Source organism: Saccharothrix mutabilis subsp. mutabilis, assembly GCF_039521145.1.
Taxonomy (GTDB): Bacteria; Actinomycetota; Actinomycetes; order Mycobacteriales; family Pseudonocardiaceae; genus Actinosynnema; species Actinosynnema mutabilis.
Window position 1 is genome coordinate 1 of record NZ_BAAABU010000036.1, and the last position, 21,898, is coordinate 21,898.

Sequence of the window (21,898 nt, forward strand, 5' to 3'; positions counted from 1 at the left end):
CCGGGAAATCTGTGGTAGCCCTTCGGGCGGGCCATACGGAGATGACACAAGCAAGAAGCCCGGCTTGGGTTGTGTCCCCTCCGGTGGACTGCCCGCTCGGGGGGTTTTTGCATGGCGAACCGGGACGGTGACTGGCCCACCGTCCCGGTTCGTGCCACCGGTTACTGCGTCGGCGGCGGGAACTGGCCGGGGCGCGGTTGGGGCTGGACCGGTGCCCCGGCCGGTGGAGTGGGCATGTTCTGAGTGCTCTGGGTCGGCGCGCTCTGGGGCGAGGCGCCGGTGCGGGTCGTCGCGTGGGCCGGGGTTTCGGTCGGGCGCGGGACCTGCTGGGTGGGGGCTTCCTGGGTGCGGCGGACGTCCTCGCGGCCTCGCTGGTAGGCCTCGGCCTGCGCCTTCGCCTGCGGGACCTCGTTCTCCGCCTTGGTCAGCCAGCCTTCCCAGCGCTGCTGCATGGGCTTGACCAGGCCGCCGCCGACGCCGACGACCGCGATGCCGCCGACGGTCGCCAGGAGCGTGATCAGGATCGGCATGGTGACCGTGGTCGCGATGCCCATCTGGTTCAGGGCCGCGATCGCGCCGAGACCGATGATGAACCACGACGCGACGTTGGCCACCATCCGCCCGTACGACAGGCCGCCCAGGGCGCGCGAGACGAGGTCCTTCACCGCGCGGGCGATGGCCGCCGCCACCACGATGATCACGATCGCGACGATCGCCCGCGGCAGCCAGGCCACGATCTCGGTCAGCAGGTTGCTCACCGGGTTCGACCCGAACAGGCCGAACGCGATCTGCAACGCGATCAGCAGCACGGCGTAGTACACGATCTGCGCGACCAGACCGGAGGCGTCGAACCGGGTCCGGGACAGGGCGTCGCCGATGCCGCCGCGCTGCACGGCGCGGTCGAAGTGGACGCGTTCCAGCACCTTGTTCACGGCGGTGCGGAGCAGGCGGGCGACGATCCACCCGATCAGCAGCACCAGCAGGAACCCGACCAGCTTCGGCAGGAACGTCACCACGGAGCGCAAGGCGTCACCGGTGGCCTCACCGATGCCTTGGGCCTGCGCCGTCTGCACGGCGAGCAGGGCGTTCATCGTTTCGACCTCCTCGGGGGAGTGGTTCGTCTCACCGAACCGGTTACCCGAGGTGGTCGGTTCAAACCCCTGGTAGTCCCACCTGCCGCTGCCGCTCGACGTGCACCACGCCGGGCACCCGGCGCAACGCGAGCACCCCTTCGGCGGGCACCGTCCCGGTCACCACGCCGAGCGAGGCCAGCACGCCCGCGACCGCCATCCCGGCCCGTTCGAGGGCCGGGACGACGGTGGTCAGGTCCGCGTCGTCGGCGACGGTCACCGCGACGGTCACCACGTCAGGGCGCCTGCACGAGGCTCGCGCCGACGTCGGTGGCGGGCAGCGGGAGCCGCCGGGCCGACTGCATCAGGCGCGCCCACAGCTCCCAGCCGCGCGCGTTGTGGTGCTGGGCCATCAGCGCGGCCACGCCCGCCACGTGCGGGGCCGCCATGCTGGTGCCCTGGATGCGCTTGTGCAGGGTGTCCCCGGACTTGCCGTTCCAGCTGGAGTGCACGTTCACGCCGGGCGCGACCACGTCGACCTGGCCGACCGTGTCCACCGTGCCGCACGAGAAGAACGCCATCGCGCGCTGGTCGTCGATCGCGCCGACGGCCAGGATGGACGGGCAGTTCGCCGGGTGGCCGACGGGGGCGACCTTGGCGGGCCTTCGGCTCTCGTTGCCCGCGGCGGCCACGATGAGCGTGCCCTTGCTCAGGGCGCGCTGGCCGACGGTCTCGTAGACCTGGGAGTGCGGCGTGCCGGGCCGGACCGCGGAGCCCAGGGACATGGAGATGACCGCGCACCCGTTGGTGAGCGCCCAGTCGATGCCGGCGAGGATGCCGCCGTCGGAGCCGAAGCCCGCGTTGGACAGCACCTTGCCCGCGTAGATGTCGGCCTCGTGGGCCACGCCGTAGCCCGGCCCGCCGGACGCGGGCTTGCGCGGACCGGCGGCGGAGCCGATGCAGTGCGTGCCGTGGCCGTGCGCGTCGTCCACCGTCTCGCCGGTGATGAACGACTGGGTGAGCACGGTGCGGCCGGCGAAGTCCGGGTGGTCCACGGTGAACCCGGTGTCCAGGACGGCCAGCCGGACGCCCCGGCCGGTCGCGGTGCTGATGTTCGCGCCGACGGCCTGTAGGCCCCACGTGAACACGGACTCGTCCACGGCGGCTGCCACGTCCTCCTGCGCGGGCGCGGTGAGCGCCTGCACCACGCGCTCGGGTTCGACCAGCGCGATCGGTCCCGGCGTCTCCGCCGCCGCGGCCAGCGCGTTGACCTGGTCGGGTTGCGCGTTGACCACGGCGACGCCGAGGCCCGCGTAGATGACGCCGTCCACGGTTTGCAGCGACTCGGCGGTGGCGCCCTCCAGCGTGCTCGCGGTGCGGATGCCGGCCACGGTCGACAGTTCGCGGGCACCCGCGGCGACCGCCCCGTCCTGGAGCAGGACGAGGTAGCGGCCGGTGGTGGTGTCGGTCGGTTCTGGCATGACGACCCCCTTGGGGTTGGGCAGTCAGGTGTAACCCCGCGACGCGCTCGGGCTCAAGCGGCCGTTCGTGGGTGCTTATGCCATACGGGAGAACCGATGTCGGAATGAGATACAGATCAGGCCGCAGCCGGTTCCGTACCACGCTTTCGGGTGAATTTCGCGAGCGGTTCGACGACGCGTGCCGCGACGGGTCCGAGAACCGCCATCAACAACACGTACGCCGTCGCCAGGGCCGCCAGCTCGCCGTCCACGCCGCCCGACGCGACCGCCAGCGAAGCGATGACGATCGAGAACTCACCCCGCGCGACCAGCGCCGCGCCCGCGCGGGCGCGGCCCAGCCGGCCGATGCCCTGCCGCTTGGCGGCCCACCACCCGGTGGCCACCTTGGTCGCCGTCGTGACGACCGCCAGAATGATCGCCAATGCCAATACGGGTGGAATCGACGCCGGGTCGGTGTTGAGCCCGAAGACGACGAAGAACATCGCCGCGAAAAGATCACGCAGCGGTTCCAGCATTCGCGTGGCGTTCTCCGCCGTGGACCCGGAGATCGCGATTCCGAGCAGGAACGCGCCCACCGCCGCCGACACCTGCAACTGCGCCGCCACGCCCGCCACGAGCAGCGCCGCGCCGAGCACCTTGAGCAGGAACACCTCGGGGTCGGGGCTGTCCACCAGCGCCGACACGTACTTGCCGAAGCGGAGGGCGATGACCAGCACGACCGTGATGGCCAGCAGCGAGATGCCGACCGCGCTCAGCCCGCCCAGGAAGCTCACGCCCGCCAGCACGGCGGTCAGGATCGGCAGGTAGACCGCCATCGCCAGGTCCTCGAAGACCAGCACGGACAGCACGACCGGCGTCTCCCGGTTGCCCAGCCGGCCCAGGTCGCCGAGCACCTTGGCGATGATCCCGGAGGAGGAGATGTAGGTGACGCCCGCCATCGCGAGCGCGCCCACCGGTCCCCAGCCCAGGATGAGCGCCGCGATGGCGCCGGGGGCCGCGTTGAGCACGATGTCCACGACACCGGCCATCCACGACCGCTTGAGCCCGGTCATCAGCTCCGCCGCCGAGTACTCCAGGCCGAGCAGGAGCAGCAGGAGGATGACGCCGATTTCGCTCGCGATGTGCGTGAAGTCCTCGATGCCGTGCAGCGGCACGAGCCCGCCCTGGCCGAACGCCAGGCCGCCGATCAGGTAGAGGGGGATCGGCGAGATGCCGATCCGCCAGGCCATCTTGCCGAGGAGACCGAGTCCGAAGAAGACGGCGCCGAGCTGGACCAGGGCGATCGCTGTGTTGTGCAAGTTGTCCTCAGCCGTCCAGGATGTCCGCTGTCTTCGCCAGGCCGTCGGCCGTGCCGACCACGACCACCAGGTCCCCGCCCGCGAACACGAAGTCCGGGCGCGGCGACGGGTGCACCGAGCCGGCGCGCACCACGGCCACGATGGACGAGCCGGTGCGGGTGCGCAGCTCGGTCTCGCCGAGCGTGCGGCCGTCGAAGGTCGAGCCGGGGACGACCGGGAACTGCCTGGTGGAGATGCCCGCGACGTCGCGGTGCTGCTCCTCCAGGTGCGCGACCAACTGCGGCGCGCCGAGCAGGCCAGCGAGGGTGCCCGCCTCCGCCGGGGTCAGCGCGATGGACGCGGAACAGTCGTCGGGGTCGTCCTTGCTGGACACGATCAGCTCGAACTTGCCGTCGCGGTGGGTGATGACCCCGATCCGGCGGCCCGCGCGGATCATGAAGTCCTGGCGGGTTCCGATTCCCGGCAAGGGCGTGACCTCGACGTTCATGAGATCGATAGTAGTCGGTATGGGTGATCGGGTGCGGGCCGTGCGCAGCGGCTGGGTGGTGCGGGACCGGGTGCCGGGACCGGACGTGGACGAGTTCGCCGAGCCGGAGCGGGTGGTGGAGGCGTTGGCGGGGTCGCGCGGCGGGACGCTGCTGGCCGTGCAGCACCCGCACCGCACGCCGGCGGCGCTGGCGGCCGGGTTGAGCCTGGTCGACGCCCTGCCGAGCGCGCGGGTGGAGCTGGCCCACCTGTGCCGGACGGCGTACCGGCGGGTGCACGACGTCGTCGCGCCCTACCGGGTGGACGGGCCGGACGGGACGGCTTACGGCTTGCTGTGCATGGCCGACCCGGCGGCCGTCGGGCACACCGAGGAGGTGTACCCGGACGTGGTCGCCGAGCGGGCGCGGGTGCTGTCCGGGTTGGGCAGCGTGACCAGCGCGGCGCTGCTGGTGCCGGTCGGGGCGTCGGAGCTGACCCGGCTGGTGGCGTCGGTCGAGGGGCCGGCGGACGTGTCGATGGTGGACCCGAGCGGGCGGCGGCACTGGCTGTGGCTGGAGGGCCCCGGACCCCGGCAGGACGCCCTGCTCGCGGCGGCCGGGGCGCACCCGTTGATGGTCGCGGACGGCAACCACCGGGTGGCGGCTGCCGCGGCGGCCGGGTTGCCGGGGCTGTTGGCGCTGGTCACGGCCGGTCCGGACCTGCGGGTGGGGCCGATCCACCGGGCGTTGGTGGGGACGGGGTTGTCCCTGGAGGACCTGGCCGCGGCGTGGCGGTCGTCGGGGGTGGGCGTGGCATGGGACGACGTGTCCGCGCGGCCGTCGCCGGGGGTGGTGGTCGCGGTGTCGGGGGCGCGGGCGTTGCGGGTCGAGCTGCCGTCGGTGGGGGTGGACCACGCGTTCGTGGAGTCCGAACTGCTGGAGAAGGCGCTGGGACTGGACCCGGAGAGCCCGCTGGTGCACCCGGTGACCGCCGGTGCTCCCGTCGACGCGGACGCGGTGCTGCTGATCGCGCCGGTGCCGCTGGCGGACGTGCTCGCCGTGCACGCGGCGGGTGGCCGGATGCCCCGGAAGAGCACGTATTTCACCCCGAAGCCGCGCAGCGGGCTGCTGTTGGCCGACCTGACCTAGTCTCGGGGCATGGCGGTGAGGGCGGTGCGCGGGGCTACCCAGATCGACGCGGACGAGCGCGAGCAGGTGCTGGAGGCGACGGCCGAACTGGTGCGTGAAGTGCTGGAGCGCAACGGGTTGACGGCGGAGGACCTGATCTCCGTGGTCCTGACGGCGACGCCCGACGTGGTGTCGGAGTTCCCGGCTTACGCGGCGCGGATGGCGGGGCTGGCCGATGTGCCGTTGTTGTCCGCCACGGAGATCGACGTTCCGGGCGCTATGCCGCGGGTGATCCGGTTGCTGGCGCATGTGGAGACCGACTTGCCGCGTGCGTCTGTGAAGCACGTCTACCTGCGTGGCGCGGCCGGTTTGCGCACCGATCTCAGCCGGTAGTTCAAGATCAAAAGCGGCGCTCGCCGCGCGGCAGGCCCCCGGAGGGGAAGGGCGTCGGTCTCCCTCCGCACGGCCTGCCGGAGGCAACCACAGATCGCCGGGGTCGTCCAAAAAACTTTCGCTCGTTCCTCGCGAAACTTTTTCAGGCCGACCCCGGCGATCCGTGGTTGGGCTGCGCCCAGGCCGTACGGAGGAAGACCGAGGCCCTTCCCGTGGGCTTGCAGCACGGCGTTGCGCCTTCGGCGCGGATCGGCGGGGTCGGCGGAGCAGGTGCGGCATGGTGCTGCCCGATGCGGGTGTGATGTGCCGCACCAGGCACAATTGGGGGGTTGCCGGCCCGTTCGAGTGAGGAGACCCCGGTGGGACACGGTGAGCTGCGTGGCGTGGTGGCCCTCGACGGGCCGTCCGGCACCGGCAAGTCCTCCGCCGCGCGCCGACTCGCGGCCACCCTGCGTGCCCGCTACCTGGACACCGGGGCGATGTACCGGGCGATCACGCTGGCCGTGCTGCGCGCCGGCGTCGAGCCGACCGACACCGAGCGGGTGGTCGAGGTCGCGCGGGCGGCGAAGCTGACGCAGACCTCCGACCCCGACGCCTCGCGCACCCTGCTCGACGGGCAGGACGTCGGCGCCGAGATCCGCGGGCCCGAGGTCACGCTAGCCGTGTCGCCGGTGTCCGCCGTCGCCGAGGTGCGCGAGCTGCTGGTCGAGCACCAGCGGGCGATCATCGCGGACGCCCTCGCGACCGCCGGCGGCATCGTGGTCGAGGGCCGGGACATCGGGACCGTCGTCGCGCCGCGCGCCGAGCTGAAGGTCTACCTGACCGCGGACGCGCAGGCGCGTGCCCAGCGGCGGACCAAGCAGGACACCGCGTCCGGGCGCGCGGCGACCGTGGACGCCGTGCTGGCCGACGTGCAGCGGCGGGACGCCTACGACTCGTCGCGCCGGGTGTCGCCGTTGCGGCCCGCCGAGGACGCGGTCGAGTTGGACACCACCCCGCTGGACCTCCCCGGCGTCGTCGCCGCCCTGCTCGACCTGGTCGAACAGCGCGGGCTGCGGGTCGTGGCGGTGGGTGGGTGAGCGGGGCGCTGCCCCCCGACGGCCGGCCGTGGCTGACCGACTTCGGCCGGTGGATCGCGCGGGGGCCGTTCGCGGCGGCGTTCCGGGTGCGGGTGTCGGGGCGGGACCGGTTCCCGCGGCGCGGACCCGTGGTGGTCGTCGCGAACCACAGCTCGATGGTCGACGGGCCTATTCTGTTCGGCGTAGTGCCCCGTCGTGTGGTCTTCTTGATCAAGCAGGAGATGTTCCGCGGCGTCGCCGGGTGGGGTCTGCGCCGGATCGGCCAGCTGGCCGTCCGCCGCGGCGAACCCGACCGCGCGCCGCTGCTCGCTGCCCAGAAGGTCCTGCGCGAAGGCGGTGTCGTCGGGGTGTTCCCCGAGGGCACGCGCGGCGCGGGCGACGTGGCGCAGGCGCAGCAGGGCGCGGCGTGGCTGGCGCGGACGACCGGTGCGGTGGTCGTGCCGGTCGCGACGCGGGGCACCCTGCGCCCACCCGGAACCGGGCGAAGGTTCCGACCGGTGGTGGACGTGCTGGTGGGTGAGCCGTTCGAGCTGCCTTCCGACAAGGGTCGGCAGGCGCTGGAGAAGGCCACCGAGCAGGTCCGCGACCGCTTGGCCACGCTGGTGGCCGAGCTGGACAGCAGGCGGAGTGGAGAAGCGCGATGACGGACTTGGACGGCACGTGGGCGGACGAGTCCGAGTGGACCGCGTTCGACGACGAGTCGGTCGACGGTGAGGAGGGCGGCGGCGTCCCGCAGCCCGTGCTCGCCGTGGTCGGCCGCCCGAACGTGGGCAAGTCGACGCTGGTCAACCGGATCATCGGCCGCCGCGAGGCGGTCGTGCAGGACGTGCCGGGCGTGACCCGCGACCGCGTGGCGTACGACGCGCTGTGGAGCGGCCGGAAGTTCACCGTGGTGGACACCGGCGGCTGGGAGCCCGACGCCACCGGCATGTACGCCTCGGTCGCCGCGCAGGCTGAGCTGGCCATGGCGACCGCCGACGCGATCCTGTTCGTGGTGGACGCGACCGTCGGCGCGACGACCACCGACGAGGCCGCGGTGCGCGTGCTGCGCAAGTCCAAGCGGCCCGTGCTGCTGGTGGCCAACAAGGTCGACGACGAGCGCGTGATGGGCGACGTGGCGGCGCTGTGGTCGCTGGGGCTGGGCGAGCCGATCCCGGTGTCCGGCCTGCACGGCCGCGGGTCCGGCGACATGCTCGACAAGATCCTGGAGGCCCTGCCCGAGACGCCGCGCGACACGTTCGCCTCCGGCGCGGGCGGTCCCCGCCGGGTCGCGCTGGTCGGCCGCCCGAACGTGGGCAAGTCGTCCCTGCTCAACCGCCTGACCGGCGAGGAGCGGTCCGTGGTCGACTCGGTCGCGGGCACCACCGTGGACCCGGTCGACTCGCTGGTCGAGCTGGACGACGAGGTCTGGCGGTTCGTGGACACGGCGGGCCTGCGCAAGCGGGTGAACTTCGCCTCCGGCGCCGAGTACTACGCGTCGCTGCGCACCAAGGCTGCCATCGAGTCCGCCGAGGTGGCGATCGTGCTGCTGGACGCGTCCGAGCCGATCAGCGAGCAGGACCTGCGGGTGCTGACGATGGTCGTGGATTCCGGGCGCGCGTGCGTGCTGGCGTTCAACAAGTGGGACCTGGTGGACGAGGACCGGCGGCACGCGATGGTGCGCGAGCTGGAACGCGGCCTGGTGCGGGTGCCGTGGGCGGAGCGGGTCAACATCTCCGCGCTGACCGGCCGGGCCGTGCGCAAGCTCGCGCCCGCCCTGCGCACCGCGTTGAACTCGTGGGACACCCGGGTGCCCACCGGACGGTTGAACTCGTGGCTGAGCGACCTGATCGCGGCCACCCCGCCGCCGGTGCGCGGCGGCAAGCAGCCCAAGGTGCTCTTCGCCACCCAGGCGGGCACCCGGCCGCCCACGTTCGTGCTGTTCACCACCGGCTTCCTGGAGGCCGGGTACCGGCGGTTCATCGAGCGCAAGCTGCGCGAGGAGTTCGGCTTCGAGGGCAGCCCGGTCCGGATCTCCGTGCGGGTGCGGGAGAAGAAGCCGCGGAAGTGATCGGTTGCCCCGGCATGCCGAATGCGGTTGCCTGACGACGTGCCGGTGCGATTGGTCCTCGCGGACGACGAGCCGCTGCTGCGGCGGGGTCTGCGGGTGCTGCTGGAGGCGGACGGTCGGGTCGAGGTCGTCGGTGAGGCGGCGGACGGGTCGGGGCTCCTCGACGCCGTGCGCCGACATCGGCCCGACGTGGCGCTGGTCGACGTCCAGATGCCCGGCATGGACGGCCTGTCCGCGCTGAGGGCCCTGCTGGCCTGGTCGAACCCGCCCGCGGTGGCCGTGCTGACCACGTTCGACCTGGACGACTACGTCACGACGGCCCTGGACCTGGGCGCCCAGGGCTTCCTGCTCAAGGACGCCGAACCCGACGCCCTGATCCGCGCGGTGGTCGACCTGGCCTCCGGCGGGGCCGTCCTGGACCCGCGCATCACGGCCCGCCTGCTCCCCAAGCTCCGCGGCGCGGGGAGGCTGCGCGACAACCCGCACCTGAACACCCTGAGCGCCCGCGAACGCCAGGTCCTGGCCCTGATCGCCAACGGTCAGTCCAACAACACGATCGCCGGCGAGCTGGGCCTGAGCGAGGCCACGGTCAAGAGCTACGTCTCCACGGTCCTGACCAAGCTGGGGGTGGAGAACCGCGTCCAGGCGGCCTTGGTCGCACACCAGGTGGGTGGCACATGGTGACGGTGCTCATCGAGTTGGCGGCAGTGCTCATCCCGGCCGCCATGGTCCTGCTGGCCGACCAGATCCCGTACACCTGGTCCATCCCCACCGCCCTGGCCGCGTGCGCCGCCCTACCCCTGCGTCGCCGCCGGCCCCTGGTCGCCCTTTTCCTGTGCCTGCCGGCCCTGCTGGGCGGCCTGGGCTGGCCTCCCACGGTCGTGGCCCTGTACCGGGTGGGCCGAACCTCGTCCCTGCGTTCCATGGCCCTGGCCGCAACCCTGACCACGGTCCTGCCGGCCACCCTGGTCGTCGCCACGCAGTCCTTGACCGTCGGCGGCATCCTCCTGACCTACTCCTTCACCCTCTTCATGTCCGGCGCACCGGCCGCCTTGGGCGCCCTGATCAAGACCCGCGAAGACCTGACAGCGAGCCTCGAAGCCACGCAGCAGGCAAGAGCCGCCGAACTGGAGGCCCGCGAACAGTCGGCCAGGGCGTCCGAGCGAGCCAGGATCGCCCGGGAGATCCACGACGCGGTAGGCCACCACGCCACCCTCATCGCGGTCGAATCAGCCGCTCTAGCCGCGACAACGACCGACGAGGACGTTCGTGAGACCGCCACCCGCCTGCGCTCCCTGGCCAAGGAGTCGCTGTCGGAGATGCGCACAGCCCTGGGCCTGCTCAACACAGACCCGTCCCCGACCTACGCCTCCATCCCGGCGTTGGTGGACCGAGCCAGAGCAGCCGGCCTGACCATCCGCCTGGAAGACCGTTCGACAGCCCCGATCCCACCGTCGATCAGCCGAGCGGCCTTCCGAGTGATCCAAGAGGCACTGACCAACGTCACGAAGCACGCCCCAGGCGCCCCCGTCCAAGTCCGCCTGGCCGACAAGGACAACACCCTGACGATCAAGGTGACCAACGGCCACCCCACAAGCCGCCCTCCAGCCAGTTCCGGCGGCGGCAAGGGCTTGGTGGGCCTGTCGGAACGAGTGAGCCTGGTAGGCGGCACCCTGACCACCACCCCACGCGAGGACGGCAGCTTCGACCTGACCGCCACCCTCCCCCTGTCCCGTCCGTCGAAAGTTGACACAGATGACTCGACTTTCGGCGGTAGTGCACGAAACCCGGCGAACGCATAGTTGAGCACGCGTCGATCCGGGGGAGCAGGGTCAGACCGAGGGGAAACGCAGAGGTCCGCCCACCCGCGGACCTCTGCAACCCCCTCCCAGATCCACAACCGGGGGGCCGCTGTCGGGGGCCCGTTGTGGGTGCGCTAAGCTATCCGCGCACCCCACAACGGGGAGCAACGGCCGGGACGTGGCGCAGTTTGGTAGCGCACTTGACTGGGGGTCAAGGGGTCGCAGGTTCAAATCCTGTCGTCCCGACGGTCGAGAGGGTCTTCGCAGGTCAGACACTGCGGAGGCCCTCTCTTTTTGGGTCTTGGGATGTCCGGGGGAGTCAAGTTCGCCGTTCATCGACATCTTGACTCGCCCTTGTTTACCTCTGGGACCGTGCTGACCGTCAGGTCTCACCTGGGTAGATGCGACTCTCGCAGGAACGCGAGCGGGAGACGGCGATCCCTTGACTGGTGCCTGGTTCGGGGTCAAGGGGTCGAAGGTCTGGTGCGCCGGCAAGGCAATAGTCGGTGATGGCGCTGCTCCGATCGTGTGATGGTTGTTCGCCTGTTGGTGTTGAGTCTGAATGATCTTCCCGCAAGATCGTCTGTTGTCGGATGCTCGTGCCTACGATCTTCAAGCGACTGGCTTGTGGAGGCGCGCATGGGCGAACAGGGTGAGTTGTTCGAGGCTCCGGCGTCCGCGGTCGGCTACCTCTACCAGGTGCGTAAGGCCCTCTTGTTCTGCGTCGAGCAGATCCGGCTTGGCCTCGACTGGAGTGTCGAGGTGGAAGCGGGCGATGACATCGAGGTTCGGCACGAAAACGGGCGGGACCTGTGGCAGCTCAAGCATCGGGCTCCCGGCACACGGGTCACGGACATGGCGACCGACCTGTGGAAGAGCCTGCGTATCTGGGCGACGGCGTGGAGTGGGCGTGACGATGTGGGGGAGGAGCCGGCGTTCTTCCTGCTGACGACCGCGGATGCACCGGCGGGCAGTGCTGCCTATCACCTACGTCCGCCTGGACCGGATCGCTCGCGGGACGAAGCCAAGGCACTTGAGCTGCTCAACAAGGCGCGAGCCAAGTCCACGAACAGGACCAACGAGGCCGCTTACCGGGCATGGGATGCGTTGTCGCGCGATGACCGGCGGGCGCTGCTCTCCCGTGTGCAGGTGCTCGACGCGGGTCCTGACGTCGAGCGGACGACGGCCCACCTCATAGGGCTCGCGAACGTCGCGGTCGGGCGCGATCACGCCCACGCGTTCCTCCAACGACTGGACGGATGGTTCTTCCAACGCATCCTGGCCCAGTTGCGCGACCGGTCCCGTGGGCCGGTGACGGGGTTGGAGTTCGACCAGGTCTTCAGCGATCGTCGCGACGAGTTCCGGCGGGACAACTTGCCGATCGACGCCGATGTCGTGGAGCTGGAAGGGGAAGAGGCGGAGTATGGGGACAAGGTGTTCGTCCGGCAGTTGGGGCTGATCGGCGTGGGCGAGAACCGGGTCAGGAAGGCTGTCCGCGACTACCTGCGGGCGTTCACGCAGCGATCCCGTTGGGTGAACGACAACCTCGTGCGTGCAGGGGAGCTGGGTCGTTACGAGCGGCGGCTCGTCGAGGAGTGGCGGACACGCTTCGACATCATGTGCGAAGACCTCGGCGAGGAGGCCGCGGAAGACGACAAACGTCGTGAGGCCAGAGCGATCTACCGTTGGGTGGAAGCCGAGGCACGGTTCCCGATCAGGTCCGGGTGCGACGAACCGTTCGTCACCACGGGGTCGTTCCACATGCTCGCAGACAGGCACGAGGTCGGGTGGCACCCCGACTTCGTAGCCAGGCTGATGGCGTTGCTGGAACCGACACCGACGCGATGAATTCCGCCTTATGGAGCAGCGAGGAACGCGCGCTGTTCAACCCAGCGTTCACCGCCATGGTGTGTGCCCGTGTAGTACAGGGTCATGCCGCCAAGCACGGGCCTGCCTGCCCGCTCGTGATCGTGATGACCAGCGCGGTCATGGCCCTACAACCGGCCGTGCGCACTCTTCTGCCGCGCAGTACGAGCGCGAGTATGCCCAAATGGGCTGAGGATAACGAGGTCGTCCGCGTGCACATGGCGGCCAACACACGAGGTTTGGTCGGTGCGGTTCGTCCCGGCCTGCTGTTCGCAATGCAGACTGGTGTGCTCGTCGTGGAATCGTCCGCGTTGTCGCTGCGCAGGAGGGCGATCCCGGTAGCGCTGCCTGATACGGCGAGTGAGGCCACGGCCATCCAACGAGCCGCACACATGCTGGGGCGGTGGTTGCCCACCGTTGGAGCGACGGCAACGATCCTGACCCTCCTTGGGGTACGTCCATGACCTGGCAGATCAGATCGTTGACGGTGTACGGACACCGAGCCGACCAGGTGCGCACCGTCGAGTTCCGCCTGGGTTCGCTCAACATCGTGACCGGTGACTCGCTGACAGGGAAGACGTCGATCTGGACGATCACCGACTACTGCATGGGCAGTGGTGACTACCCGGTCGCAGCAGGCATCATTCGCGACCACGTGGCCGTTTTTGCAGTGCAGATCGTTAGCGGCGGCAGGCAGTTGTTCGTGGCCAGGCCGGCGCCAACCAGCGGGACCGCTCCGGCGTCCAGGCTGTGCCTGCTCTTCCAAGAGATCGGAGCCGCGCCGCCTTCGCGCGAAGAGGTGTCGTTCGCTTTCACTCTCGACGCAGCCCGCAACACCCTGGCCGACTTTACCGGCATCGACCGCAGCGTGCGGGTGCCCACGACTCGGGGCAATCTGATGTCGCCGTCGATCAGGCACGCTCTGTTCTTTTGCGCGCAGGCGCAGAACGAGGTGGCCAACCCCGAGCATCTTTTCCATTCCCAAGGGCACGAGCACCACCCGCAGGCGATCCGCGACGTCTTCCCCTACTTTCTCGGTGCTGTGGACCCCGAGCAGGCGGTGTTGCGTGCACGGTTGCGCCAGCTGCGCGCTGAACTACGCGCCCATGAGCGGGAACTCGAACAGCAGGAGGTCGCGTCGCCGGCGACCAGTCAGGCCAAAGCCCTTGTGCTGGAGGCCATAGAGGCCTCGCTCCTCCCGGAGCAGCCGGTGGACGACCTCGCCATCGACACCGCCGTGGCGTTGCTGTTTGAAGCTGCCCGCGGTCCGTTGCCCGGCGTTCCTGACCTGCCGCAGGAGACGGACGACCCGTTGATACGCCTCGAACAGCAGCGCGACCGACTACGCCTGCGTTACCAGAGGTCGCGAGCCCGTCTGACGGATCTGAAACAGTCGCTGGTGGAGCGCGGTGAGTTCCTCGATCAGGCGCACGATCATCGTGAGCGGTTGGTCTCGCTGAACCTGCTCCGGTTCGACGAGCAAAGCACTACGGATCGTTGCCCGGTGTGTGGTCAAGAGGTCCAGCTTGTCAGCGAAGTCGTTTCGGCCCTTCGTAACGACTTGGAGCGGTTGGACGCGAACGTGGCGTTCGTCAACGACGACACCGCACAGGTGCAGGCTCTGATCGTTCGTGAGGAGAACGACCTGCGTGAGGTGCGCCAAGCGCTCAACACCAACCGGGGGCAGCGTGAAGCCCTTGAGGCCGGGGCTCGGGCCGGGGCGCAGTATCGTGACGACACGCTTCGCGCCGCCGCCGTGCGGGGGCGGATCAGCCTCTTCCTGGAAACCGTCTCACAGTTCGTCGTGGCGCCTGTGGTCGCGGACCGACGCGAGCAGTTGACCTCGGAGATCGAGGACTTGGAGGAGACGCTCGGTGACGACGTGCAGGCTGATCGAGTCAACAGCAGCCTGTCCCTGATCAATCAGAAGATCTCTGCGAAGGCGCGGGTTTTGGAGTTGGAACATTCGACGGTGCCTATCCGGCTCGAACTGCGTCGGCTCACCGTGGTGGCGGACACGGCCAGGGGCCCGGTTCCGCTCAGGGAGATGGGCGGTGGCGAGAACTGGTTGGGCTACCACCTCGCTACCCTGCTGAGCCTGCACGAGTGGTTCGCAGAGCACAACCGTCCGGTGCCCCGGCTCCTCGTGCTCGACCAGCCGTCACAGGTCTACTTCCCGGCCGACTACAAAGGCGCAGGTCCTGAGCCGCCACGCGAATCCGACCGCATCGCGCTCCGGCGGGCCTATCACGTCATCGCCGAGACCATCCGCGATCTGGCGGGCGACCTCCAGGTGATCGTCATGGAACACGCCGATCTCGATGACGATGTCTTCAGCTCCGCAGTCAGGGAACGCTGGCCCCAGGGAACCGCTGCGCTCGTTCCTCGCGAATGGTTCACCGGATAGTAGGGCTGTCCCGGGCAGGTCGCCACTTCGCTCCGCAGGAGTGCGCCGAGGTAGCCGCAGGCTGCGGCCGGTCTCCAGCACGAGTCGGGGTTGTGACCGCGCACTGTCAAGGAGCAGCATGTCGGGGCGTGGGGGTAGACCGAGGGGCGCAGAGGGCCGGACCTGGGCGGACGTCCACGATGAAGTGGTCTGTAGACAATCCCTGGCTTAGTCGTGAGTTTTAAGGTACCTTGCAAGTATGTCCATCGCTGCGTCTGAGATCAACTTCAGCGATCTGTCGAACAAGCCGGCCGACTCCGTCCGCAAGCTCCAGGAGTCGCCGAGTCGGACCCTGCTCGTGCACCGCCGCGGTGAGGAGGAGGACCTAGTCCTCACGACGGTCAGCAGGGCGCAGGAGGTGCGCGAGGTCGTCTCAACCACCACGGCTCTCTTTGTTGCACTGATGCAGCACAGCGACCGCGTACGGGACTTGGTGACCGAGGTGATGCCCACGGCGTTCCCGTGGGTCCGGTTCCTGCCTCGGCAGGACATGCAGGCGTTCGTCGTCGAACTCGTGCAGACCCTGGAGGCTGCAGACTCCCTGAGCACCCCTGTCCCCGTCACCCAACTCGTCAGCGAGTGGCGGCACACCGCCGAGGTCTACGCCGATCCCAGCCTTCTCGCGACCCTCCGTCAGGACGGTGAGGACCTCGGCGACGTTCCCGCGCCGGGAGCGGCCACCGCGTGAGCCCGAAAAAAGGCGATCCGGTCGCCCCACCTGCCGTTGGTGAGGAGTGGCGCGTGCGCTACAGCACCAACGAAGCGATCAAGGGCTGGAAGGACCTGGAAACCCGCGCCACAGGAAATCTGCGCCGAGCATGGGAAACCATGCGGAATGACCCGGGCCCAGGGCCGGGCAAGCCCACAGGACGTCACCACCAGCTCAAGGGCAGTATGGCGGAAGGTGTGCACAGCGGGCGAAGCCTGCCCCGCTGGCAGATCGAGGTCACCGGCGGAGACCGTGTCTGGTACCTGCTCGACGTGGACGAACACACGGTGTGGGTGGAGTATGCGGGACGTCATCCGAAGGTCACCGACTGAGCCACTATAGGCGGCGTGTGCGGCTACTGGGCAACGGCAATCGTCACCGATAATCCGAAATTTGCATGTGCGCATGCGCTAACTGTGTAGATGTATCAATGATGGCTCGATTTCTGGAAGTTTGGCAACGGCGCGACTATTTCTCGAACCCAGGCGGCGGCAGCACGCCGGTGGGGCGCCTGCGGCCATGGGTGATCGGACGCACTGAAGTAGCTGACCAAACGCTTCTTCACGATGGACACGAAAACGGGTCGAACGATGACGGCGGGCGAGTGACCCTCGGCGCGTGGCTCCCGGTTGACGCGGCAGGCCTAACCGAATCGGCTGGCATCGATGAAGCGTGGGCTGTGAGTTGCTATAACCACGACGCCCAAACCTGCCGCCCCATCCAAAGCACGCTCGCCGGACAGACCGGCACGACGCCCTGTGCCGCTTGAGGGCCGCATTGACCGGCAGCCTCCCCGGTCACTTATGGGGTGATCATGTGTGGTGGCCGGGCGGTGTCGGGAGGCGCTTACCGGACGATGATCGGCCCCACTGGGCGCAACCGCGCTCGACACTCCCTGACACGCTGGCCACGCGCGGCAAGTGAGCGTGGTTAGCCGCAGGCGGTGTCCGCAGGAGCTTCGAAGCCGACGGGCGTTGACCCCAGGATTCCTGGCGAGCCGGGTGAAGTGGATTCCATAACCCGTCGGCACCGCCGACGGGTTATGGAGGTTCCCGACACACGTAATGCCGACTTCGACGTGGACCTCTCGCCTCATTCTGGTCAGAGGACATGCCTTGGATGTGCCATGCTAGTGGCGCGTCTCGGAGGGTTGACCCGGTAATCGATCGGTTGGCGTGGTTGGCCAGGCTGGTCTCGCATGTCGAGTGCGGGAGGTGGTTGTGGCTCGTCGTCCGAGCGTGTTCGTGAGGCCGTTATCGATGGAAGAAGGCCGGAAGCTCCAGCGGATCACCAGGACCGCAAAGGATCCGGTGCGGTTGCGGCGGGCGATCGTGGTGCTGATGTCCGGCCAGGGCCAGGCGGTCCGGGACATCACGTCGTTGATGCAGGTCAGTGAGGACTACGTGCGTGATGTGATCCACGCGTTCAACGAGCGGGGGTTCGCGGCGCTGGACCCAAAATGGAGCGGCGGGCGGAGTCGGACGATCGGTGAGGCGATCCGTGAACGGATCTGCCTGATCGCCCGCACTGCGCCCGCCGACTGGGCATCACCGCGTTTTCGACCTGGTCGTTGGCCAAGTTGTGCGAGCACCTTCTCGACCGCGGCACCGTGGCCGCGGTCAGCCGGGAGACGCTGCGCCGCATCCTGCGCGACGCGGGCGTGTCCTGGCAGGCCACCACCACCTGGAAGGCGTCCACCGATCCGGACTTCGTCGCGAAGATGCACCGCATCCTCGACCTCTACGACCACCCGCCCGGCGACGGGCGGGTGATCTGCGTCGACGAGTTCGGGCCGCTCAACCTGACGCCACGCAAGGGCAGGACCTGACGGTCCGCCGGATCGCCCCGCCGATTACGGGCGACCTACAACCGCCACCACGGCGTGATGCACATGCTCGCCGCACTCGACCTCGCCACGGGGAAGATCCACTATCGGATCCGGCGCCGCAAGCGCCACTGCGAGTTCCTCGACCTGCTCAAGACCTTGCGCGCCCGCTGGCCCGACCAGCGGCTCTACCTGGTCATGGACAACTTCTCCCCACACCGACGCCCCGACGTCCGCGACTGGGCCGCCGACCACAACGTCGAGTTGGTGTTCCTGCCGACCTACTCCAGCTGGCTGAACTTGATCGAGGCCGAGTTCGCCGCCCTGCGCTACTTCGCCCTCAACGGCACCGACCACCGCAGCCATGCCGAACAGAACGCCGCCATCGCCGCGTTCATCCGCTGGCGCAACGCCCGAACCCAGCCCAAGACCGGCTTCGCCACCGACTCACCCATCCGCACCTGGACCCATTACCCGGCCAACTCTGCGTGACAAGCCACTAGACACCCTGTGGAGTGCCATGATCCTGGTATGGGCCTAAGGCAGCTCTGTTAAGAGTGCTGACTTGCCGCTTGACCAGCAGCGATGACTTTCTGATCAGTCCGGACTGGTTTCGCTCGGGGTGCTCGGGGTGATAGCCCAAACGGGTGACCGGCGCGTCGATCTGTAACAAATCGGGCGTGATGACTGATGAACGTTTAAGCGATTTGTCGGTATACCTTGGCCCAGTCTGTGCGATTTTGAGGCGTGGAACCATGATCAACAAAGTGCGTATCTCTGCTGAGCAGGTGGAAAAAATCCTCTCTCTCGAGGAGAGCCACTTTGTGGATATGAAAAGTGTGGACGTTGCGCCAGCGAAACTGAGTCGAACGATATCGGCTTTTGCGAACTCGGACGGTGGTGAACTCTACATCGGCGTATCGGAATTAAAGTCGGACCGGAAGATGGTTTGGGATGGATTTCGCCTTATGGAGGACGCGAATGGTCATATTTCTGTCCTGAATGACATCTTGCCGTGGGGCCAGTACTTCTCATGCGAATTCCTGCGGCCGATGAGAGGGAACAGGGGGCACGTTCTGCATGTGACCGTGCAGAAGACGCCGGAGGTGGTTAAGGCTTCGAACGGAATCCCCTACGTTCGGCGGAGTGCTCAAAATATGCCCGTCCAGGGCGAAGGCGAGCTGGAACGCCTTAAGCGTAACAAGGGTGTGACATCTTTTGAATCGGAGGGTGTGCCGCTTGAACTGGATTGGGTGGCCAACTCCGAAGTCATTATCGGATTCATGCTCGAAGTCATTCCGACGGCGGACCCCTTGGCCTGGCTGCGCAAGCAGCGGCTTATCATCGGTGATCGGCCGACGGTTGCTGCGGTTCTTCTGTTTAGCGATGAGCCGCAAGTAGCCTTGCCGAAGAGATCTGCAATCAAGATTTACAGGTATCGAACTGACGATGCCGAAGGGTCTCGAGAGACCTTGAGCGGCGTTCCACTGACGATTGAAGGCTGTCTGTACGGACAGATTAAAGATGCAGTTGATTCTACGGTCAAAATTATCCAAGAGGTTGAAGTTCTAGGCGTCGCAGGATTCGAGTCTATTAAGTATCCGCATGAGACGCTGCATGAAATTATAACAAATGCCGTACTTCATCGCGACTATGGCATTGCGGATGATGTACACGTGCGGATTTTTGACAATCGTGTGGAAGTGGAAAGCCCAGGTCGGCTGCCAGCGCATATCACGGCGGACAACATCCTCCGTGAACGGTTCGCCAGGAACGGCATGATAGTCCGACTGATCAACAAATTCCCGGATCCTCCAAACAAGGATGTCGGAGAAGGTCTGAACACGGCGTTTGCTGCGATGAAGAAGCTCCAGCTTCAAGATCCTGTAATCTTGGAGCGCGATAATTCGGTCGTGGTGGAGATCCGTCACCAAAAGCTGGCCTCGCCGGAGAAAATCGTGATCGATTTCTTGGCAAGTGCGACTTCCATTACGAACGAAGTCGCTCGAACGCTAACGGGCATCGGTTCGGAGCGGAAGGTAACCGATCTATTCCGCAAGCTTCGGGATGCAGGTGCGATCGAGCCAGCGCCACGCGACGGCGGAAGGTTTGCGTGGCGTCTTAAGAGGTAGGCTGCGACGCCGCGTCCTGAGGGCGACGCCAAACTTGTGGGCACTGACGAGCTGTGAACTACACAGCCGTTAGGCTGCTAGTCGGGCGGACCCAGTCGGAGACCCCTTTACTCGGTCGGTTACACTAGAGCACGACCTGGAAGAACAGGTCCGAGCACTTCGCTCAGTCGTTCTACGACTGGGGGTCAAGGGGTCGCAGGTTCAAATCCTGTCGTCCCGACGGTCGATAGAGGGCGAAAGCCCAGGTCAGGGCCTTGGATCACTTCGGTGAGACAAGGCCCTGACCCGTTTCAGGGCAGCGCTGTCTCACAATTTCTCACGAACGCTCGTACTGCTTGTTCAGCCCAGGAGTTCGTCGAGCTGGTCGGCCGCTTGGCGCAGGTGCTCGACGTCGGGGTGGATGTAGACCCGCTTGGTGAAGCTGAGGTCCGCGTGGCCCGCCCAGGCGCTGACGATCACGTCCGGCCCGCCCGAGGTGGCCAGGTAGGTCAGACAGGCGTGGCGAGCGTCGTAGGGCCGGACCTTCCTGACCTTCGCCTCGGCCATCAGCTTGTAGATCGCTCGCCGAAGCCGGTCCGTCTTCCAGGGCCGTCCCAGCTCGTCGACCAGCACGAACCCGGACCGCTCGTACAGCTCACCGGCCTTGATCACCTCCGCGGCCTGCCGAGCCTTGAACGCCTTGAGCGCAGCGTGCAGGGGCTTGGGGAGCGGCAGCTTGCGCTTGCCCTTCTCCGACTTCGGCCCCTTCTCCTCGACTTCGCCCTCGACCAGCGTGCGCGTCAGCTCGACCGACAACGTCCCAGCCTCCAGGTCAACGGCTGACCACCGCAGGCCGCAGACCTCTGCCGGCCGCATCCCGATCAGCGCTAGAAGCACTGGCGCGTGGAGCCGGTGGTCGCGGATCGAGGCGAGGAACTCTCTCACCTCCGTCTCACTCCAGGGCACCCGCTGGGCCGCCGCAGCCGCCGCCTTGCGCCGTGCTTCGCGTGGGATCTGCGTGTACTGGGCGACGTTGCGGACGACCAGCCTGCGCCGCAGTGCCACGTTCAGCGATGACCTGAAGCGGCCCAGCGTGAGCTGGACGGACCGGACGCCGAGCCCGCTGCCGACCTTCCCACCGCGCTTGCGACCGGAGGTGAGCGTCCAGCTCACCAGATCGTCCACGTCCTCCTCGGTGACCGCTTGGAGCCGCTTGCCGCCGAGCCGCTCGCGTATCGGCAGCAGCGCGTCGGCGTAGTTGGCGGCGGTGGCCTTCTCGACGTCGACCGTCGTGGACTTCAGCCACGTGTCCAACCAGTCCGACACGGTCGTCTTGTCCGGCACGACGAACGTGCCCTCGTCGGTCTGGTGCTTGATCTTGGCGTACTCGGCGCGGGCTTCCTTCTTGGTGTCGTAGGTCTTGGTGAGCTGCCTACGCTTGCCGGTCACCGGGTCGCGCCCGATGTCGATCACGAACCGGTACCTCGTCGTACCGTCCTTCAACTCGATCTTCTTGATCGGGTCCCCCACTGCGGTGGTGCTCCTTCGTTATCGGTCCCCCTCGGGTGAACCCAAAGGGGGCAACAGGCCAAGCTCACGAGCCCTGCGGATGTACCTCGCCACCTGCGGGCGAGAGCGGTTCATCGCGTGCCCCACCATGACCGCGGGCGACTTGCTACCCGCTGCCAGTGCCTCGGTGTAGATCTGCGCCGCCGTGTGCGCGTCCCGGTCGGCCTGGCTGAGGCCGTCCGGCACCGGCGCCATACCTGTGGACACCGCGCGTTCGCGATGCTCCGGCGGCAACGTCGCCAGCCACTCCTCGCGAACCGAGGCCGGCACCACCGCCGCGTTCATCGCTTCCCGCAGCAGTTGGTCGACCAGTACCTGCCTCAGCACGGACGTGGTGATCGGTGACCGGCTGTTCGACCTGATGCTCAGTTCGACGATCGCTGGCCCGGCGTCCGCTGTGACCTGAACTTCGATCCCCACGACCGCGGGCGGGTCGCCGAGCTGGATGTGGGCGTCGAAGAAGGCGGGCACAGCGGTGTCGGGACCTGCGGGCAGGTATCCCCTGGACTCCACCGGCTCGACCGACACCCAGTCGATCCGGAAGTTCTTCGGCAGGCGAGGCACGACAGAACGATACGCAACCCTTCATGAGCGCTTACATGACGTG

General features: G+C 67.9%; 22 protein-coding genes, 1 tRNA gene and 1 pseudogene. 17 read left to right on the forward strand and 7 right to left on the reverse strand.

Annotation, left to right across the window (positions count from 1 at the left end; all coding sequences use genetic code 11):
- Nucleotides 1-161: 161 nt before the first annotated feature.
- The 5 genes from ABD126_RS37545 to ABD126_RS37565 form a co-directional block, all read right to left on the reverse strand.
- Nucleotides 162-1,091, reverse strand: coding sequence for a mechanosensitive ion channel family protein (locus ABD126_RS37545; RefSeq protein ID WP_343940238.1), 930 nt, complete (start codon nt 1,089-1,091; stop codon nt 162-164).
- A 61-nt stretch (nt 1,092-1,152) separates the two neighbouring features.
- Entirely contained in the window at nt 1,153-1,362 is a 210-nt protein-coding gene (locus ABD126_RS37550; protein WP_343940240.1) for a hypothetical protein, read from the reverse strand.
- Nucleotides 1,363-1,366: 4 nt separating this feature from the next.
- Nucleotides 1,367-2,551, reverse strand: coding sequence for a S8 family serine peptidase (locus tag ABD126_RS37555; RefSeq protein ID WP_343940242.1), 1,185 nt, complete (start codon nt 2,549-2,551; stop codon nt 1,367-1,369).
- 116 nt (nt 2,552-2,667) lie between these two features.
- On the reverse strand, nt 2,668-3,849 hold the full coding sequence (locus ABD126_RS37560) for a cation:proton antiporter (protein ID WP_343940244.1): 1,182 nt from the start codon (nt 3,847-3,849) through the stop codon (nt 2,668-2,670).
- Nucleotides 3,850-3,856: 7 nt separating this feature from the next.
- Nucleotides 3,857-4,336 carry a cation:proton antiporter regulatory subunit gene (locus ABD126_RS37565; RefSeq protein WP_343940246.1) on the reverse strand — a complete coding sequence of 160 codons (480 nt, stop codon included), beginning with the start codon at nt 4,334-4,336 and terminating at the stop codon, nt 3,857-3,859.
- A gap of 19 nt (nt 4,337-4,355) precedes the next feature.
- Between ABD126_RS37565 and ABD126_RS37570 the strand changes: the two genes are divergently transcribed.
- The 17 genes and pseudogenes from ABD126_RS37570 (at nt 4,356) to ABD126_RS37650 (ending at nt 19,743) form a co-directional block, all read left to right on the forward strand.
- Nucleotides 4,356-5,462 carry a DUF1015 family protein gene (locus tag ABD126_RS37570; protein ID WP_343940248.1) on the forward strand — a complete coding sequence of 369 codons (1,107 nt, stop codon included), beginning with the start codon at nt 4,356-4,358 and terminating at the stop codon, nt 5,460-5,462.
- A gap of 9 nt (nt 5,463-5,471) precedes the next feature.
- On the forward strand, nt 5,472-5,834 hold the full coding sequence (aroH, locus tag ABD126_RS37575) for a chorismate mutase (protein ID WP_343940250.1): 363 nt from the start codon (nt 5,472-5,474) through the stop codon (nt 5,832-5,834).
- Between the two features lie 359 nt (nt 5,835-6,193).
- Nucleotides 6,194-6,913 (forward strand): (d)CMP kinase, encoded by a 720-nt coding sequence (gene cmk, locus ABD126_RS37580; protein ID WP_343940252.1) that lies wholly within the window; start codon nt 6,194-6,196, stop codon nt 6,911-6,913.
- Nucleotides 6,910-7,557, forward strand: a complete 648-nt coding sequence (locus ABD126_RS37585) for a lysophospholipid acyltransferase family protein (protein ID WP_343940254.1) — start codon at nt 6,910-6,912, stop codon at nt 7,555-7,557. Before cmk ends, ABD126_RS37585 begins: the two co-directional genes overlap by 4 nt.
- The gene (gene der / locus ABD126_RS37590; protein WP_343940256.1) at nt 7,554-8,963 is read left to right on the forward strand and encodes a ribosome biogenesis GTPase Der; all 1,410 of its coding nucleotides are present in this window, start codon (nt 7,554-7,556) and stop codon (nt 8,961-8,963) included. Before ABD126_RS37585 ends, der begins: the two co-directional genes overlap by 4 nt.
- 21 nt (nt 8,964-8,984) lie before the next feature.
- The gene (locus tag ABD126_RS37595) at nt 8,985-9,647 is read left to right on the forward strand and encodes a response regulator (RefSeq protein WP_343940258.1); all 663 of its coding nucleotides are present in this window, start codon (nt 8,985-8,987) and stop codon (nt 9,645-9,647) included.
- The gene (locus ABD126_RS37600) at nt 9,641-10,765 is read left to right on the forward strand and encodes a sensor histidine kinase (protein WP_343940260.1); all 1,125 of its coding nucleotides are present in this window, start codon (nt 9,641-9,643) and stop codon (nt 10,763-10,765) included. Before ABD126_RS37595 ends, ABD126_RS37600 begins: the two co-directional genes overlap by 7 nt.
- 172 nt (nt 10,766-10,937) lie before the next feature.
- Nucleotides 10,938-11,011: transfer RNA gene (locus ABD126_RS37605), tRNA-Pro, on the forward strand.
- 393 nt (nt 11,012-11,404) lie between these two features.
- Nucleotides 11,405-12,613, forward strand: a complete 1,209-nt coding sequence (locus ABD126_RS37610) for an ABC-three component system protein (protein WP_343940262.1) — start codon at nt 11,405-11,407, stop codon at nt 12,611-12,613.
- Nucleotides 12,610-13,095: a three component ABC system middle component gene (locus ABD126_RS37615; RefSeq protein ID WP_343940264.1), complete on the forward strand. Its 486-nt coding sequence runs from the start codon at nt 12,610-12,612 to the stop codon at nt 13,093-13,095. The genes ABD126_RS37610 and ABD126_RS37615 overlap by 4 nt, the downstream gene beginning before the upstream one ends.
- Nucleotides 13,092-15,038, forward strand: a complete 1,947-nt coding sequence (locus tag ABD126_RS37620) for a DUF3732 domain-containing protein (RefSeq protein ID WP_343940266.1) — start codon at nt 13,092-13,094, stop codon at nt 15,036-15,038. Before ABD126_RS37615 ends, ABD126_RS37620 begins: the two co-directional genes overlap by 4 nt.
- A gap of 238 nt (nt 15,039-15,276) precedes the next feature.
- A complete protein-coding gene (locus ABD126_RS37625) occupies nt 15,277-15,765 on the forward strand; it encodes a hypothetical protein (protein WP_343940268.1) in 489 nt (162 codons plus the stop codon).
- Nucleotides 15,766-15,818: 53 nt separating this feature from the next.
- On the forward strand, nt 15,819-16,118 hold the full coding sequence (locus tag ABD126_RS37630) for a hypothetical protein (RefSeq protein WP_343940270.1): 300 nt from the start codon (nt 15,819-15,821) through the stop codon (nt 16,116-16,118).
- 1,008 nt (nt 16,119-17,126) lie between these two features.
- A pseudogene (locus ABD126_RS37635) lies at nt 17,127-17,210 on the forward strand (hypothetical protein); the annotation flags it as partial.
- Between the two features lie 185 nt (nt 17,211-17,395).
- Nucleotides 17,396-17,614: a hypothetical protein gene (locus ABD126_RS37640; RefSeq protein WP_343940313.1), complete on the forward strand. Its 219-nt coding sequence runs from the start codon at nt 17,396-17,398 to the stop codon at nt 17,612-17,614.
- Between the two features lie 63 nt (nt 17,615-17,677).
- Nucleotides 17,678-18,103 (forward strand): transposase, encoded by a 426-nt coding sequence (locus tag ABD126_RS37645; RefSeq protein WP_343940272.1) that lies wholly within the window; start codon nt 17,678-17,680, stop codon nt 18,101-18,103.
- 155 nt (nt 18,104-18,258) lie between these two features.
- On the forward strand, nt 18,259-19,743 hold the full coding sequence (locus ABD126_RS37650; RefSeq protein ID WP_343940274.1) for an ATP-binding protein: 1,485 nt from the start codon (nt 18,259-18,261) through the stop codon (nt 19,741-19,743).
- A gap of 339 nt (nt 19,744-20,082) precedes the next feature.
- Here the strand turns inward: ABD126_RS37650 and ABD126_RS37655 are convergent, their stop codons facing one another.
- Nucleotides 20,083-21,252: a tyrosine-type recombinase/integrase gene (locus tag ABD126_RS37655; protein ID WP_343940276.1), complete on the reverse strand. Its 1,170-nt coding sequence runs from the start codon at nt 21,250-21,252 to the stop codon at nt 20,083-20,085.
- An 18-nt stretch (nt 21,253-21,270) separates the two neighbouring features.
- Nucleotides 21,271-21,855 carry a hypothetical protein gene (locus ABD126_RS37660; RefSeq protein ID WP_343940278.1) on the reverse strand — a complete coding sequence of 195 codons (585 nt, stop codon included), beginning with the start codon at nt 21,853-21,855 and terminating at the stop codon, nt 21,271-21,273.
- Between the last annotated feature and the right edge of the window lie 43 nt (nt 21,856-21,898).